Source organism: Bacillus sp. V33-4 (assembly GCF_002860225.1).
GTDB classification, from domain to species: Bacteria; Bacillota; Bacilli; order Bacillales; family Cytobacillaceae; genus Bacillus_BJ; species Bacillus_BJ canaveralius.
On record NZ_PGVC01000019.1, the window covers coordinates 86,622 to 99,790 of the forward strand.

Below are 13,169 nucleotides of genomic sequence, written 5' to 3' on the forward strand. Positions count from 1 at the left end.
TAATTGTTAAGCAAACTCCTAATCTTGGACAAATGGTTTATAGTCGTCCGTCTTGCATACGATAGAAGATTTTTTCAAAAGGATTCCATTATTAGTGTCCCAGGTATGATGACCCGCTTTCGATGTTCTCAAGCAAACATAATTATTTTTATCTGTGGAATAAACTTTAAATTTGTTTTTAATACACTCTCTTATAAAAAAGGTATCTTCACCTAGATTTAATTTCGGAAACAATACTTTTTTACTAATCTCTTTTTTAAATATCAGTGTAGCTCCCTTTAATCCTTGTTTTACGAATTTATTTTCTTTACCTGGCTTGTGAATCGCAAGTATTTGCTCAGCTTCAAAGTACATGTAGATTGTTCTTTTGCCTACTAGATCTGCATTCGTTTTGTTAATAGCTTCCATCGATTTGGCAAGATAATTGGGTGCATAGTAATCATCATCATCAAATTTTGAAATAAAATCATACCTCGCTTTTTCGATGCCAAAATTCAGGCATTCACCCAAAGTCCACTTTTCCTGTAATTGATAAACGGATACGTCTTGTGAAAACTTTGCTCTTATTTTCCACTTACCTATATCTATATCATCCCGGTTTAGAATAATAATCAGCTCTTTTCCCTTCCAAACTTGATTTTCGTAGTTTTGAAACACATTTTCCATAAAGTGCTGTCTTATCGTACAACAAATGATTGAGACCATTGCAATTCCTCCTTATTTACACCCTCTAATCGCATCTTCCCATGAAAAGGTCAGCCGAAGGATATCCCCCTCTTTAATTCTGGCCCCCAGTTGTACCTTGATTTATCTGAGAGCAGTAAGGACTTTAACTCCGTGTTTGGCGCCAAGAGGAACTTGAAGGATATCACCAGCTTTGATGGAAAAAAGCTGATCGTTTAAAATAAACTTTCCTGTACCTGAACCATGGGTCCAGATCTCTTGTCTGCAATAATGCTGATGGTAACTTATATTTTTACCTGTAACATGTTAATCATTTTTGTTCCAGTTTCTATTCCTTCATCCGTCATGGAACGATCTAAAACTCTGTAGGCTTCCCCATACTTTTCTTCGCACATCGGTTGATCTTTTTTTTATCATCTGCTTGATTTTTTGAGCATTTTTGTTTATCTGCGACAAGAATTCCATCCGTCCCGCTACGATCATAACCATTTCTGATTATGTCCGTCTGACCTTGACAGGCAATGATATGAGTAGATGGAAGAAGACCTATACCATCTAATTGTCTGCAACTCTCTGTATCATGGATCATACTTTCCATCGACCGTTTTGAATATTTTCAGAAATTGCTTTGGTCTCAGTGATTTGATAAAGGCCAGACTTTTTCCTGCCTCCGGATAATTAAAGGCTTCATGATTTCAATTCCATATTTAGTAAATCAAAAATTCAAACCAGCTTGGCGTTTATCCATATACACAGTTTATTTATTTTCAATTTCGTTTATCCGTTCTTTAGCAATCTTTTTCCTTTTCTGCCCCGCCTTCCAGCAAAACAACGCGACTTCAACGACGTCTCAACTGCAGATCATTCACTTGGGATTATTTTTCGTCTTAAGCATGGTGCCTCCACAGAAGGACATTCAACCTTAACTTTCTTCGTGTTTCTTTTTGTCTAACTGAAAATCGGATACGACAAAATCAGAAACATAGTCTTCTTTCCGACAATTCTTACATTTAAATAAAATCGTTTTTATTCTTTTAATTTATCGGAAAAAGAGAATATGGGATTAACATTAGATATCCCCTTTTCTCATCATTTATGAGAGGTATTATGTACTTAAACTAACGCACCCGTTTAAGTACAATCCTTCACAATCTGCATTTTAATTCTTAAAAAACAAATATTCCTAGTTAAAGTATCTTCCGAAAGAGTTATCCTCCTTCTTGCTCACTAAATTGAAGGAGGTTTTTCATAGGTGATGACTATAGATTCCTCTCTAACAAAATCCCCACTTGTTCTGCCATCACATGAGGCGGATAAGGCATTCCATTCGTGATCCACCATTCTACTATCCCTACGTAAGACGTCACAATAAATTGAAGAATAACATCTTCATTTAATCCGTGATTCTTTCCTTCTGTTACGTCTACTTCATCCTTGAATTCTTCGATGAGAAATTCAACAAACTGGTTGCGAAAAGAAGGGGCTCCTTTACTCGCTAGTATCGTCGAAAAGAATAAATAATTATTTTCAAGGTATTCGAACCAAGGCACATTCGCACTTCTAAAATCCTCATCAGATGCCGATTCGCAAATTTCCCGCAGTTTGTAAATATGTTCTTCAATGAGTTTATCCAGTAGATCAAATTTATCCAAATAATGCAGATAGATGGTCAACAGCGATGAACCCCAATAAATACGGTTATCTATGGTGGTTGCGTGAAGAGGACGGAGTTTTTGCATACTTAGCACTAGGCGATGGCGGTAATGTCATTTGTTGCATTCCAGAAAAAGACCTAGTCGTAGCAATTGCATCAGAATTCATCATGAATCCTCGTGATAGGTGGAAACTGATTAAGGAACGTATTATCCCGGCTATAATAGACTAAACTTATTACCACCAAGTCTGGCGAATACAAACCGATTCCCATACCTCTACCATCCTTAAGATTCGTATCAACAGAGCTAGTGCTACTACGCTTTGTCAAAGTGATTCACCTCCTAAAATATCTGAAAAATAAAAAAATGACCTCTTGAAGACATAATATCTCAAGAGGTCATTCTTACCAAATTTTTTTATAAATTATCGAACTTTTATAATTTATCAAACTTTATTTTAAGTCCACAACACATGTCTTCGGACAACTTAGTCATGAACTAAAAATACTTAGAACACCAATAAACAAATTTTCAAATAATTCTTTTTAACAACTTAGTCGTGAACTAACCTTTCACGATGGTGAACTTTTCAAGACAACTCAGTCGTGACTAAATGAATGTAAGGTATTATTTATCTTATCAAAAAAAAGTTCATGTTTTTTGATATACTGTGCGGTCTAAGAGAAGAAGTTTGGCTTTAGATGATACTTTATATAAACTTAAACCTTTATTATAGACCAAGTCGATCATTGTTGAAGAAGGAAAGTAGGTATAAAAGGAGGGTTTTTGAAATGAGGATAAAGAGAAAAAGATTTTTTGTAGCGTTCTTTACCATTTTATCGTTTCTTGTAGTAGCTATTATTTTAAACTATAAATCGCTTGAATACGCCAAAAATGCTTGTATTGATAACAATAAGACACCAAAAATCGAGCAAGGTTTTTTAGCATTCAATTGGTCTGTTTCTTGTGAATAACACTTATTGTCTTGTTTCGTTAACGGGTTGCTTGAGTTGAAGATCCAGCTGTCATCTCCAGGCAGCTTTTCTTATTGAACTAAACTGCCCATAGTTGAATAAGGAATTTAATTTCAAAAAAATGATTATAATCCGTTAATGCTTTAGAAGAGCATAGAGAAAATTTTCTCTGTGCTTTTTTGATAAAAAGTAAGAGCTTCTTAATTTTGAATTAGTTCAATTCACAATCTTTAGGGGCAAAAATATAAATGATACATAAAATGTTATAGAATTTTTAAAAGTGGGTGAATGTATTGAACTATTATTATCCCTACCGGCAAGACTGGTCTTCAATATTGGAGTATTTAAACTACAGTCTGAAAGGCGAACAAATGGTTTGTTCAATGACGACGCAATTATTTCATATTCCTGTCACTAAAAATCTAAAAGGAAATGCAGAAATGCATAATCATCTTGTTCCAGCCTCCTATCACCGGGTTACAGCATTAGGCTGCGCCAAACGATTGCAGGGTGGTGAATACCATGAATCCATTATTAAAGCTCTGGTTGCTTGTGTTAATAATGGGTTAAAGCAAGACAAGGAAGTAACGAAATGGTTAAGGGTTATGAGGGAAAATGCTCCAAGTGAATATAAAGGTTTTATGGATTCTGTTATCAGCTGGCAGCAGCAAACAGAGCAAAGTTTAGCTTATACCCAGCAGCTGCTAAGGGGTATGGGATTTGATACTGAAACTGAAAATGGAGAGACAGCTTACTAAATTAAATATTCTTATTGAGCTAAAAATGGTGCTTTAGATAAAGGTCGTTCAAGCAAATCACTGGGCAAGAAATCAAATTTCAATTGAAAGCAAAAAAGCCGCCATAATTAATGGCGGCTTTCTCTATTAAAAATGCTATATAAGAACTTTAATTCCTATAATAATAACTTTAATTCCTATATAACAACTTTAATTTCAGTGAACAAACGTGTTGCTTTTGAATAATGTTTGATCAAATTGATACTAATAACCTTGATAAACGAACAAAAAGAAAGAGCGTGTTTGAAAAAAAGATTGATCAAAACACGCTTTTAATATAATTAATTAGATCATTCTTTGAAAAAAAGTTTAATCATTTCTGTGATCCTTCCTCAATTAAAGCGCCCTATTGCGGAAGACTTCTTTATTTATTATTTAGCTAATTCCTTTTCAGGCAACCCCAATATGTCTGTATTTTTAGGTATATGGCCAAGTAGACGTAACATAGCTACAATTTGCCCTTTATGATGCGACTCATGAGTAATTGAATGGATTAGTAATTGGTGTGGCGTTTTTCTTACAAACCCACTGCCTGCTTTCAAGAAAGCTCTTTTTCGATAAACTCATCAAATTTGTTTGTGAATTGTTCAAATTATTAAGTTACAAATATTAAATTATTACAAATTTTCTATATTTTTTAACAAAAAATATAAATTAACCCAAATGTTGTGTTATTATGGAAATTGTTAGAAATAATACAATTTGGGAGGAATAGTAATTTATGAATCTAGTTAAACCACTTATCATTTCAGGATTAGTCTCAGCAATGGTCTTAGGAGTAGGGACCCCAAATGCAGGGCAAAGTACAATTGCGTATGCAGCTGAAAAAATTGAACAAAAACAAGTACAAAAAACAGGATTGGTTTTAAATCAAGAAGAATTAAAAAATGTAGAAACTGAATTGCAAAAATATAATGTGGATGAAAAAACTATTAATAAATTAGTGAAAAAATTAGAGAAACAAGTGCCTCTTGATTCAATGATTTTAGATGACAGTGATGCGGTTAGTGTAACAAAAATAGAAAATGCTACTGGTTATGAAGCTGTTCATACTTTTGCAGATGGTTCTATTAGTGTAGTAGGTGTTGAAGAGTTAGAAAAAATCGCTGACGGTGGCTTTACTACAATGGGCACAGGAATTTCTGGTGGAAGTTGCTCAGGTGGTACTGGATATCTGAACTGTTCTAATAAAAAAGTTTATTACAGTAATCCAGGCGTTTGGGAAATTAGTTTTAGAGCAAATTATACTTATGTGTATGGCGGTTACGATAAGATTACATGGGCAAATAACGAAAGCATTTGGATGGTAGGAGGAACTAATGGAGATCCTTCAATGAGAATAATTAGAGGAACAGAAACAGCTTTTAAAAAAGCAGAAGCTAGATTTTCAACTTATCTTTATTTAGGTGGAGCATATGGAACACAGACAAGAAGTGTCTCATTAATTTTAGGTGGCGACTCAGCTTCAGCTCGTGGAAACACGTATTATTAATATTTTATAAAAAAACTCAACAACTTCTTTGTTGTTGAGTTTTTTCCTTTATAATAAATATGAACATATAAAAAAGGGGAGAAAAATTATGAACACAGGAGATTTCTTATTTCAATTAATGGTTTATGGAGTTCCGATATTATTATTAGTCTTGATTTTTTTATTTGTAAGAAAATCAAAAAAAAATAATTAACATTGCACATGTTACTTTGAAATAAAGTTTAATCAAAAGCATGCTACAAACATTGATTTTCTAATAGAAGAAACCCACGCATTTTGAACAAAGATTAATCAAAATGTTTGGGTTTAGTTTTACTGTCGGGTGAGATTTTATAAAAAAAATTGATCATTTAATTTTTCTTGAGAGTAGAATATTCTTAAAGTCACCTACATACATACACGAGTGCCTAAAGTATAATTACCGATTAATTGTATCTACTATTTCTTTAAAATCATCTTCATACATTTCTTTAAATGATCTTCCTACTTTATCACTCAACAACTTGATGAAATCATCCATTGAAGGTATTACAGAATTTAACTTTCGCATATCTACAGCTAGATTGACCATTAAGTCTGGAGAAAGCCCTGCTTCATTAATACTTCGCTCTAATTCTTCTTTTTTATTTCTCCAATAAGTAACATATCCTAATCTATCTATAGCATCATAAAGTTTCACTTCAAAGCCATCACATCTATTTTTTTCATTATAATAAGCTACATCATCCCTACTAACAATAATAAAAATTAACTTTTCTTGGTAATTTTTATCTTTCATTAAGTGCATAACTTCATACATGCAATTAAGTGACTTGATATATGCATTACTCACTACTGAAATAACAAAATCATGATCCCTAATAGTCTTCATAAATTCGTCCAAACTATCTCTGTATGCTGTAACTTTTATATCACGAGTTATTTTTATATTTTCATATTTTTTTAATTCTTCTTCTAGAATATTCACTAGATCACTTTCTTTATGTGCATATGAAATAAAGACCTTTTTTATCGTCATTTCTTCTATATAAGTTGAATTAAAGATTTTCCTGAATTGCATTTGACTCCATCCTTACACAAAGGCGGTCAATGACTTTCATAGGATTTATATTTTCCATAAAGGTATGGACGTTTTTCCGAATTTCAGCTGCCGTACGTATAGTAGAAAACATTGTTGATGACGTCGGATTTCAGCCATTTCCAAAGCCCCTCCACAATATTCAGTTGAGGGCTGTAGGGTGGCAAAAATACAAGTTTCAGTCTTCCTTCCATTTCCTTGAGGAAGGGTTCAAGCATTTTTGCCATGGTGAATCCTCGCATTGTCCAGGATCATGACAATGTTCCCGGTCGGATAGGCTTCTGTTACTTTGTTAAGGAAGGCAAGGAATTCTTCTGCCGTGTATTGATCTTCCTCCTGCCATACGATTTCACCAGTGACGTAATCAACGGTTGCCAATAGTTTTACGCCACGATGTTTGCCGGTAGTTTTAATGAATCTTTGCTTTCCTTTCTCAAACCATGTGTACTGTAGCGCCTGGTAATCACGGATCATGCTTTCATCTTCGAACAAAATGTGATCAATTTCGCCATTATCGTATTTTTTTTACCTCAGGGAAGGTGGTTTCGACAAATTCTTTTTGCTTTTCTTCGTCAGCTGCAGCTAGGGTGTAGGTGGGCTTTGTGTAACTCATACCCATTCGCGCCATCAATTTCGACACACCCCGGATGGAGTATTCATATCCGAACTCACGGAGAATGTACGACCTGATGATATTTAGCGTCCAGTTAACTTGGCAGGAAAACCGCACTCATGAGGGAGTCGGGCAACAATGGTCTGTCTCAATTGTTCCTGCTGCTCAACCGTTAACCGTGGCGGCTTTCCACTTGAAAACTTCATAGAAAGACCTTCCAATCCGTTTTTTTATAGGCTCGGATATAGGTTCCAACGGTTCTATCTGTGCGGTTAAGAATGGTTGCAATTTTGTTATTGGTATTTCCCAAAAGATGCAGGCGAATTGCCTGGTAACGTTCATACATGCGACGATCTTTTTCTGATTTCAGTCTCTTCTCAACTTCCTGCAATTCGTCAATAGTGGATGTCATTATACATCACCGCCCATTCATGATAAATCTCTATTCGACGTGTGATGTACAAAAATCCTTCCCAAATCAGGAAAAAAAACTTAAGTTCATTCTATATATCTTGAACTATTCTTGCAGGTCTGTATTTTAATCGGCTCGATGATTTACCTCCATAATAAAAAAAAGCGCGGTGGATTTTCGGTTCAAGTAATTATTTTCTTTTTACTTTTGGAACTATTGATTATTAGCTTATTCAGCGAACTCTTTTCATTAAAGGGTCTGACTTATTCGTTACTCGGTGTATTTTCATTAATTCTCTACTATAGGGAGGTGTTCAACAAATGATGAGATCTTTTATCACACCCGCTGTAATCCTGCTTGCTGTTATCATTATCATCATTAACATTTCAAAACCGATTCTAACAATTACAAATAAAGGATCAGATAGTCTAGCTTCTAATGATGAGGGAAAAACATCTCATCTCTCGAGAAAGGGTTTCCTCCTCCTGATTTCAAGTTGCAGACATTAGCCGGTGAAACAGTAAAACTGTCAGATTATAAGGGACAAAGATCATTTTGAACTTCTGGACCAGCTGGTGTCTCCCTTGTAAAGCGGAGATGCCACACATGCAGAATTTTTACGAAGAAAACAAAAAGGATGGAGTGACTATACTTGCTGTCAACTTGACAGATAGGGATAGTGGGCAAAAGGCCATAGAAGACTTTGTTAAAGATTACAATCTTACTTTTCCTATCCTCCTTGATGAAAATGGAGAAGTTGGGTCTGATTATCAAGCCGTCACCATTCCTACCTTCTATTTCATTGATTCAAATGGTTTAATTAGTGAAAAGGTTATTGGAGCGATGGACGAAGGAACGATGAATACTATAGTCAATAAATTAAAGTAAGAAGGTGTCCTATTTTGAGACACCTTCTTATACGGTCCCATTTTCCAATGCTTAGACCCATACTTATTTCAAATTAGTATGAACTTTACTAAATTTGGAAGTACTTAATACCAAGAGACCCCCGGGGGATTTTCCCTCGCTTAACTAACCTCACCCGGTAGTACAATAAGAAAAAGTCGCCTGGTTTGGCAGCTGTATCTTCAACTAAAGCACTCGTTAGTTTAAGTGAAATCCTTCACAATTTTCATAGCACTATACTTTAGCATAAATCTCCAGTTGCATTGAAAACTTCCTCAACATTTTGGTCCCCAAATGGAAATAAGCGCTGATAACAGAATAGGATACTTTTTGAAATATATTGTTTACCATTATCCACCTCTTATTGTCTTATTCCACAGAACATAATAGAAATTTATCTTTTTAAATATAAAGAAAAAGTTTCCTGCCAATTAAAGCAGGAGACTTCTTAAAATACTATTATCATCATATAACCGTTCTGAACTCAAATAAATTAAACTTTTACTTTACGATAAGAACTGGACAATTTACTCTTTTAACTACTTTATGACTTACACTTCCCAATACCATTTCTTGTAATGAATTTAGACCACGGCTACCTATCACAACCAAATCACATTTTCCTTTGTTTGCATAATCAACAATTGTTGGCCCCGGTTCACCGTGCAATATCTTTACTTGGTAAGACAATGAATTGGATTTAAGCTGTTCTTCAATAGGTAAGAGCTTCTTTCGCCTTGAGAGATCAAGTTCTTCTCTTCCCTGAGAATGCAGAATATCACTCTTTGTTTTCGAAAAGTCCGCTACGAAAACCACTTCAATAAAGCATTCGTTACATAAAGAAGCAATTTTCACAGATTCTCTTGTCGCTCTAATTGAATGCACAGATCCATCCACAGCTAACAATATCTTTTTGTACATATTCCTCACTCCTATTTAAAATTAATGTCCGGACAGCTTTGCATTTGAATCGTTGTATATGGCTAACTTATCGACAAGTTTTTGGCTGGCTGAATCCAGATTTTTTATGGTCACCTCGTTTTTATTCTCACGATATTTAATCACCATTTTATCTATTGCTCCCACTGCTGAGTCATCCCAAATACGAGCATCAGAAAAATCAATGATGATATTTTCATTTTGTACAGAGAAATCAAATGCTTCTAAAAACCCTTCAACAGACGCAAAGAATATCTGGCCTTCCACATGAAAAACAGTACTTTCTTTCCCCTGCCTTTTAGTCGCCTTTGTCGTTGAAATCTTAGCTACGAAGAATATAGCACTTAAAATGACACCTGCGATAACTCCTTTGGATAGATCGTGAGTGGCAACTACAATAGCCACCGTTGCGAGCATAACTACAGCATCACTTTTAGGGGCTTTTCTTAAATAAGAAAATGAGGCCCAATCGAAGGTACCGATGGATACCATAATCATAATTCCTACAAGTACAGGCATCGGAATTTGTACAACTAAATCACCTAAAACAATAATTAAAAACATTAAAAAGAGACCGGCAACAAGAGTGGACAGCCTTCCTCGTCCTCCCGATTTCACATTAATCACCGACTGGCCAATCATCGCACAACCTGCCATACCACCAAAGAAACCAGAAACGATATTCGCAATTCCCTGTCCTCTTGACTCTTTGTTTTTGTTACTTTCTGTTCCGGTCATATCATCAACAATGGATGCAGTTAGTAAGGTCTCAAGCAAACCGACAATTGCTAAAGCTAACGAATAAGGAAAAATAATTTGTAATGTTTCGAAAGTAAATGGAACATCTGGGATGAAAAATGAAGGTAAAGATTGTGTGATTGCTCCCAAGTCTCCAACTGTTCGCAACTCAACATTAGAAAAAATTGCCACAGCAGTTAATGCAACAATAGCGATTAACGGGGCTGGTATTGTCTTAATAAACCTCGGCAAAACATAGACAATCACTAATGTTATAGCTACAAAAAAATATGTCAGAGTAGAAATACCAATAAAATGAGGAACCTGAGCCATAAAAATCAATATTGCCAAGGCGTTCACAAAGCCGATCATCACGGCACGCGGGATAAATTTCATCACCCTTGCTACTTTAAACACACCAAAACTCACTTGGATTACACCCGTCAAAATGGTGGCTGCTAATAAATAATTCAGCCCATATTCCCTAACCAAAGGTACCATTAGTAATGCCATAGCACCGGTGGCAGCTGAAATCATTCCCGGCCTTCCACCAACAAATGCAATAATGACTGCAATACAAAAAGAAGCATATAATCCAACCATAGGATCCACACCTGCTATAATGGAAAAGGCAATAGCCTCTGGAATTAACGCTAATGCAACTACAATACCAGCAAGGACATCTGCCCTCACATTGAAAAACCATTCTTTCATTATCTTTTCTACCATTATGTTTACACCTCAGTTTATTATCTTTTGACTTTTAACTCTCATAAAAGTCGGGTTCGATAGCCAATAAAAGAGTTTACCATTATTCATCCCAAAAATGAACTTTTTTGGTCCTTTTTTTAGATGTAATCTTTATGGTATGATAAGGAAAAGCACGAACAGTTAGGAGAATATATAATGTTAATTGGTTATATGAGACCCAATCCGCAAGACCTTAACTGTGAAATTCAATTAAGCAACTTAACAAAAATGAATTGTGAAGTAATCATTGCAGAGGAACATTCCTCTCCAAAACAACGTACACAACTTAAAAATATAGTTAGTCATCTGAAGAATAATGACAAAGTAGTTGTAACAAAACTTTTTACATTGGCTGATTCAACGCGACATCTAGTTGAGTTATTAGAAGAAATTGATTCCAAAGGTGCCTATATTCTTTGTCTTACCGAAGGTATTGATACTAGTAACAAATCTGGATATGCTTTCAATGATATTGTGAAACACCTTGTTGAATTTCAAAGTGATGTGATAAGCGAAAAAACAAAAAAAGGGTTATCGGAAGCAAAAGAAAATGGTGTAATTGCAGGTAGACCGAGAAAACCCGATAAAAATGTACAACGCGCAATTGAAATGTATCAAAGTAAAAACTATAGCCTGACACAAATAAAAGAAGAGACGGGAATTAGTAAATCTACCTTATATCGATATTTGGAAAATTAGATAAAAGGAAGCTCTCTTAAAAAAAAACAAAAAAACCGATCATGATAAGAAACTTACCTTACATGGTAGGTTTTTTTTTATACATATACCTTATTCTAAGAATTCGTGTGATCTCTAAACAAAACTAAAATTGGCCACATGCTCAACAAATTGTGCTTTGACTTGTATATTTAACGCCATATTGTTCATTTAGAATTCTGACATCCCAACAATCTTTTTCCCATTCTTCACGTGTATCTGTTAATTGTAATAAAGTATTGTGCATAAGTCTTAGAAATGTTGCTGAGTGGGATTTATATGTCAAATTTCCATAAAGTATATCTTTCCTTGTTGTTCGCGTCTTAAAGCCTTTTTGTTTCAACCAAATGAACCATTCATGTTCCATTTTATCAATATCTATTTCTAGTAAGGAATAAAGATTTAAATACTTTTCATTTAAGAAAGCCATCAACTAAACAAGGTGCCTGTCCAACAAAGAAGCTTTTCAAATTTCGTTCATCACGAAATAATTTGTTATACCATACAAATTTCAATTCAAGATTGACAGAAGGACTATAGACATTAAAACTCAAATTTTTGGTTAAATAATTATATTTTTTGATATTGATCTTGGAAGTTAGGAATAGTACTAATAAATTTGATACTCCAAGTGTCATTTACCAAAAAATAAGGATTATGAATTTCCTGTTCTGTAATTGAACCATTTTCGTTTATAAATTTTTCTGTATAGGTTGCCAACTGCCTCTGCAATCGTTCAAGATAGCCTATTTGTGTTATGTTACTGTGATCAATCACCTTCATTTAACTGACTCCTTCTCATTGTTCACTTTTTCCAAAATGGAATGCATGTTGTGCTTTTTCCCAATTCTCACGAATTTCTTCATCGGAAGGATGAAGGTACATATTCATGGTTGTTTGTATTTGGGAATGCCCCAACCGTTCTTGTCTTGTTTTATATCCTTTGTCTGTCGATAGAACATTGATGCGTGTGTATGGCGAAATAAATGCGGATGCACATGTATCCCTGTTTTCTCCCGTAAACGTTTGAAGAGTGCACGAACATCCCAATCTGTCATTGGCAGCCCTTTGTTTTGACATGTAATTTCACAAACAGAAAGTTTGTATCAATCTCCATCTCATCAATGACCTCGTAGGGGTAATCATCAAACAAGTCGATTAACTCCTGTGAAATATGTATTTCTCGTTCTCCTGTTTTCAACTTAGCACCGTTAGGCAATTCTCCTCTATCTTTCAACTGAATACGAACTAAAATTTTTAGTATAGTTTATAATTCTAATATGTATTAAAAAAGAGGATATTAGCTCATATATTGAACTAATTATCCTCTAATAATCATAGTATAGTTAAATTCACTAGCGTTGCATTAAATAAAAGCGAATTTGTCAAGCTCAAATCAAATAAATTTATTTTG

At 34.6% G+C, this 13,169-nt stretch carries 11 protein-coding genes and 4 pseudogenes; 6 read left to right on the forward strand and 9 right to left on the reverse strand.

Annotation, left to right across the window (positions count from 1 at the left end; translation table 11 throughout):
• Positions 1 to 18: 18 nt before the first annotated feature.
• Both CVD23_RS07795 and CVD23_RS07805 read right to left on the reverse strand, forming a co-directional pair.
• Positions 19 to 705 carry a glycosyltransferase family 2 protein gene (locus tag CVD23_RS07795; RefSeq protein ID WP_101578894.1) on the reverse strand — a complete coding sequence of 229 codons (687 nt, stop codon included), beginning with the start codon at positions 703 to 705 and terminating at the stop codon, positions 19 to 21.
• 1,238 nt (positions 706 to 1,943) lie between these two features.
• Positions 1,944 to 2,354 (reverse strand): annotated as a pseudogene (locus CVD23_RS07805) (TetR-like C-terminal domain-containing protein); the annotation flags it as partial.
• Between CVD23_RS07805 and CVD23_RS22385 the strand changes: the two are divergent.
• The 3 genes and pseudogenes from CVD23_RS22385 to CVD23_RS07820 all read left to right on the forward strand — a co-directional run.
• Positions 2,354 to 2,569 (forward strand): annotated as a pseudogene (locus CVD23_RS22385) (serine hydrolase domain-containing protein); the annotation flags it as partial. The pseudogenes CVD23_RS07805 and CVD23_RS22385 sit on opposite strands and share 1 nt — an antisense overlap.
• Positions 2,570 to 3,130: 561 nt before the next feature.
• Entirely contained in the window at positions 3,131 to 3,313 is a 183-nt protein-coding gene (locus CVD23_RS07815; protein ID WP_101578905.1) for a hypothetical protein, read from the forward strand.
• Positions 3,314 to 3,606: 293 nt separating this feature from the next.
• Positions 3,607 to 4,071 carry a hypothetical protein gene (locus tag CVD23_RS07820; protein ID WP_101665662.1) on the forward strand — a complete coding sequence of 155 codons (465 nt, stop codon included), beginning with the start codon at positions 3,607 to 3,609 and terminating at the stop codon, positions 4,069 to 4,071.
• Between the two features lie 410 nt (positions 4,072 to 4,481).
• Here CVD23_RS07820 and CVD23_RS07825 read toward each other — a convergent pair whose 3' ends face one another.
• Positions 4,482 to 4,652 (reverse strand): DinB family protein, encoded by a 171-nt coding sequence (locus tag CVD23_RS07825; RefSeq protein ID WP_257988128.1) that lies wholly within the window; start codon positions 4,650 to 4,652, stop codon positions 4,482 to 4,484.
• A gap of 179 nt (positions 4,653 to 4,831) precedes the next feature.
• On the opposite strand from CVD23_RS07825, the gene CVD23_RS07830 reads away from it, so the two are divergent.
• Entirely contained in the window at positions 4,832 to 5,602 is a 771-nt protein-coding gene (locus CVD23_RS07830) for a hypothetical protein (RefSeq protein ID WP_101665663.1), read from the forward strand.
• Positions 5,603 to 6,020: 418 nt separating this feature from the next.
• Here CVD23_RS07830 and CVD23_RS07835 read toward each other — a convergent pair whose 3' ends face one another.
• Positions 6,021 to 6,662: a toll/interleukin-1 receptor domain-containing protein gene (locus tag CVD23_RS07835; RefSeq protein ID WP_257988130.1), complete on the reverse strand. Its 642-nt coding sequence runs from the start codon at positions 6,660 to 6,662 to the stop codon at positions 6,021 to 6,023.
• Positions 6,640 to 7,708: pseudogene (locus CVD23_RS07840) on the reverse strand (IS630 family transposase). The gene CVD23_RS07835 and the pseudogene CVD23_RS07840 overlap by 23 nt, the downstream one beginning before the upstream one ends.
• 594 nt (positions 7,709 to 8,302) lie before the next feature.
• Between CVD23_RS07840 and CVD23_RS22390 the strand changes: the two are divergent.
• Positions 8,303 to 8,593: a TlpA disulfide reductase family protein gene (locus CVD23_RS22390; RefSeq protein ID WP_308314929.1), complete on the forward strand. Its 291-nt coding sequence runs from the start codon at positions 8,303 to 8,305 to the stop codon at positions 8,591 to 8,593.
• 519 nt (positions 8,594 to 9,112) lie between these two features.
• On the opposite strand, the gene CVD23_RS07850 is transcribed toward CVD23_RS22390, so the two are convergent.
• The gene (locus tag CVD23_RS07850; protein ID WP_101665664.1) at positions 9,113 to 9,532 is read right to left on the reverse strand and encodes a universal stress protein; all 420 of its coding nucleotides are present in this window, start codon (positions 9,530 to 9,532) and stop codon (positions 9,113 to 9,115) included.
• 21 nt (positions 9,533 to 9,553) lie between these two features.
• A complete protein-coding gene (locus CVD23_RS07855) occupies positions 9,554 to 11,017 on the reverse strand; it encodes a SulP family inorganic anion transporter (protein ID WP_101665665.1) in 1,464 nt (487 codons plus the stop codon).
• A 177-nt stretch (positions 11,018 to 11,194) separates the two neighbouring features.
• On the opposite strand from CVD23_RS07855, the gene CVD23_RS07860 reads away from it, so the two are divergent.
• Positions 11,195 to 11,737, forward strand: a complete 543-nt coding sequence (locus CVD23_RS07860; RefSeq protein WP_101665666.1) for a recombinase family protein — start codon at positions 11,195 to 11,197, stop codon at positions 11,735 to 11,737.
• A gap of 588 nt (positions 11,738 to 12,325) precedes the next feature.
• Here the strand turns inward: CVD23_RS07860 and CVD23_RS07870 are convergent.
• Positions 12,326 to 12,538, reverse strand: coding sequence for a hypothetical protein (locus tag CVD23_RS07870; RefSeq protein WP_101665668.1), 213 nt, complete (start codon positions 12,536 to 12,538; stop codon positions 12,326 to 12,328).
• A gap of 15 nt (positions 12,539 to 12,553) precedes the next feature.
• A pseudogene (locus CVD23_RS07875) lies at positions 12,554 to 13,001 on the reverse strand (tyrosine-type recombinase/integrase); the annotation flags it as partial.
• Positions 13,002 to 13,169 lie beyond the last annotated feature (168 nt).

Bases quoted from the DNA above. Each gene is read 5' to 3' on its own strand.
- CVD23_RS07795 (WP_101578894.1), bottom strand. From the start codon at position 705: ATGGTCTCAATCATTTGTTGTACGATAAGACAGCACTTTATGGAAAAT.
- CVD23_RS07815 (WP_101578905.1), top strand. From the start codon at position 3,131: ATGAGGATAAAGAGAAAAAGATTTTTTGTAGCGTTCTTTACCATTTTA.
- CVD23_RS07830 (WP_101665663.1), top strand. From the start codon at position 4,832: ATGAATCTAGTTAAACCACTTATCATTTCAGGATTAGTCTCAGCAATG.
- CVD23_RS07835 (WP_257988130.1), bottom strand. From the start codon at position 6,662: ATGCAATTCAGGAAAATCTTTAATTCAACTTATATAGAAGAAATGACG.
- CVD23_RS22390 (WP_308314929.1), top strand. From the start codon at position 8,303: ATGCCACACATGCAGAATTTTTACGAAGAAAACAAAAAGGATGGAGTG.
- CVD23_RS07850 (WP_101665664.1), bottom strand. From the start codon at position 9,532: ATGTACAAAAAGATATTGTTAGCTGTGGATGGATCTGTGCATTCAATT.
- CVD23_RS07855 (WP_101665665.1), bottom strand. From the start codon at position 11,017: ATGGTAGAAAAGATAATGAAAGAATGGTTTTTCAATGTGAGGGCAGAT.
- CVD23_RS07860 (WP_101665666.1), top strand. From the start codon at position 11,195: ATGTTAATTGGTTATATGAGACCCAATCCGCAAGACCTTAACTGTGAA.
- CVD23_RS07870 (WP_101665668.1), bottom strand. From the start codon at position 12,538: ATGAAGGTGATTGATCACAGTAACATAACACAAATAGGCTATCTTGAA.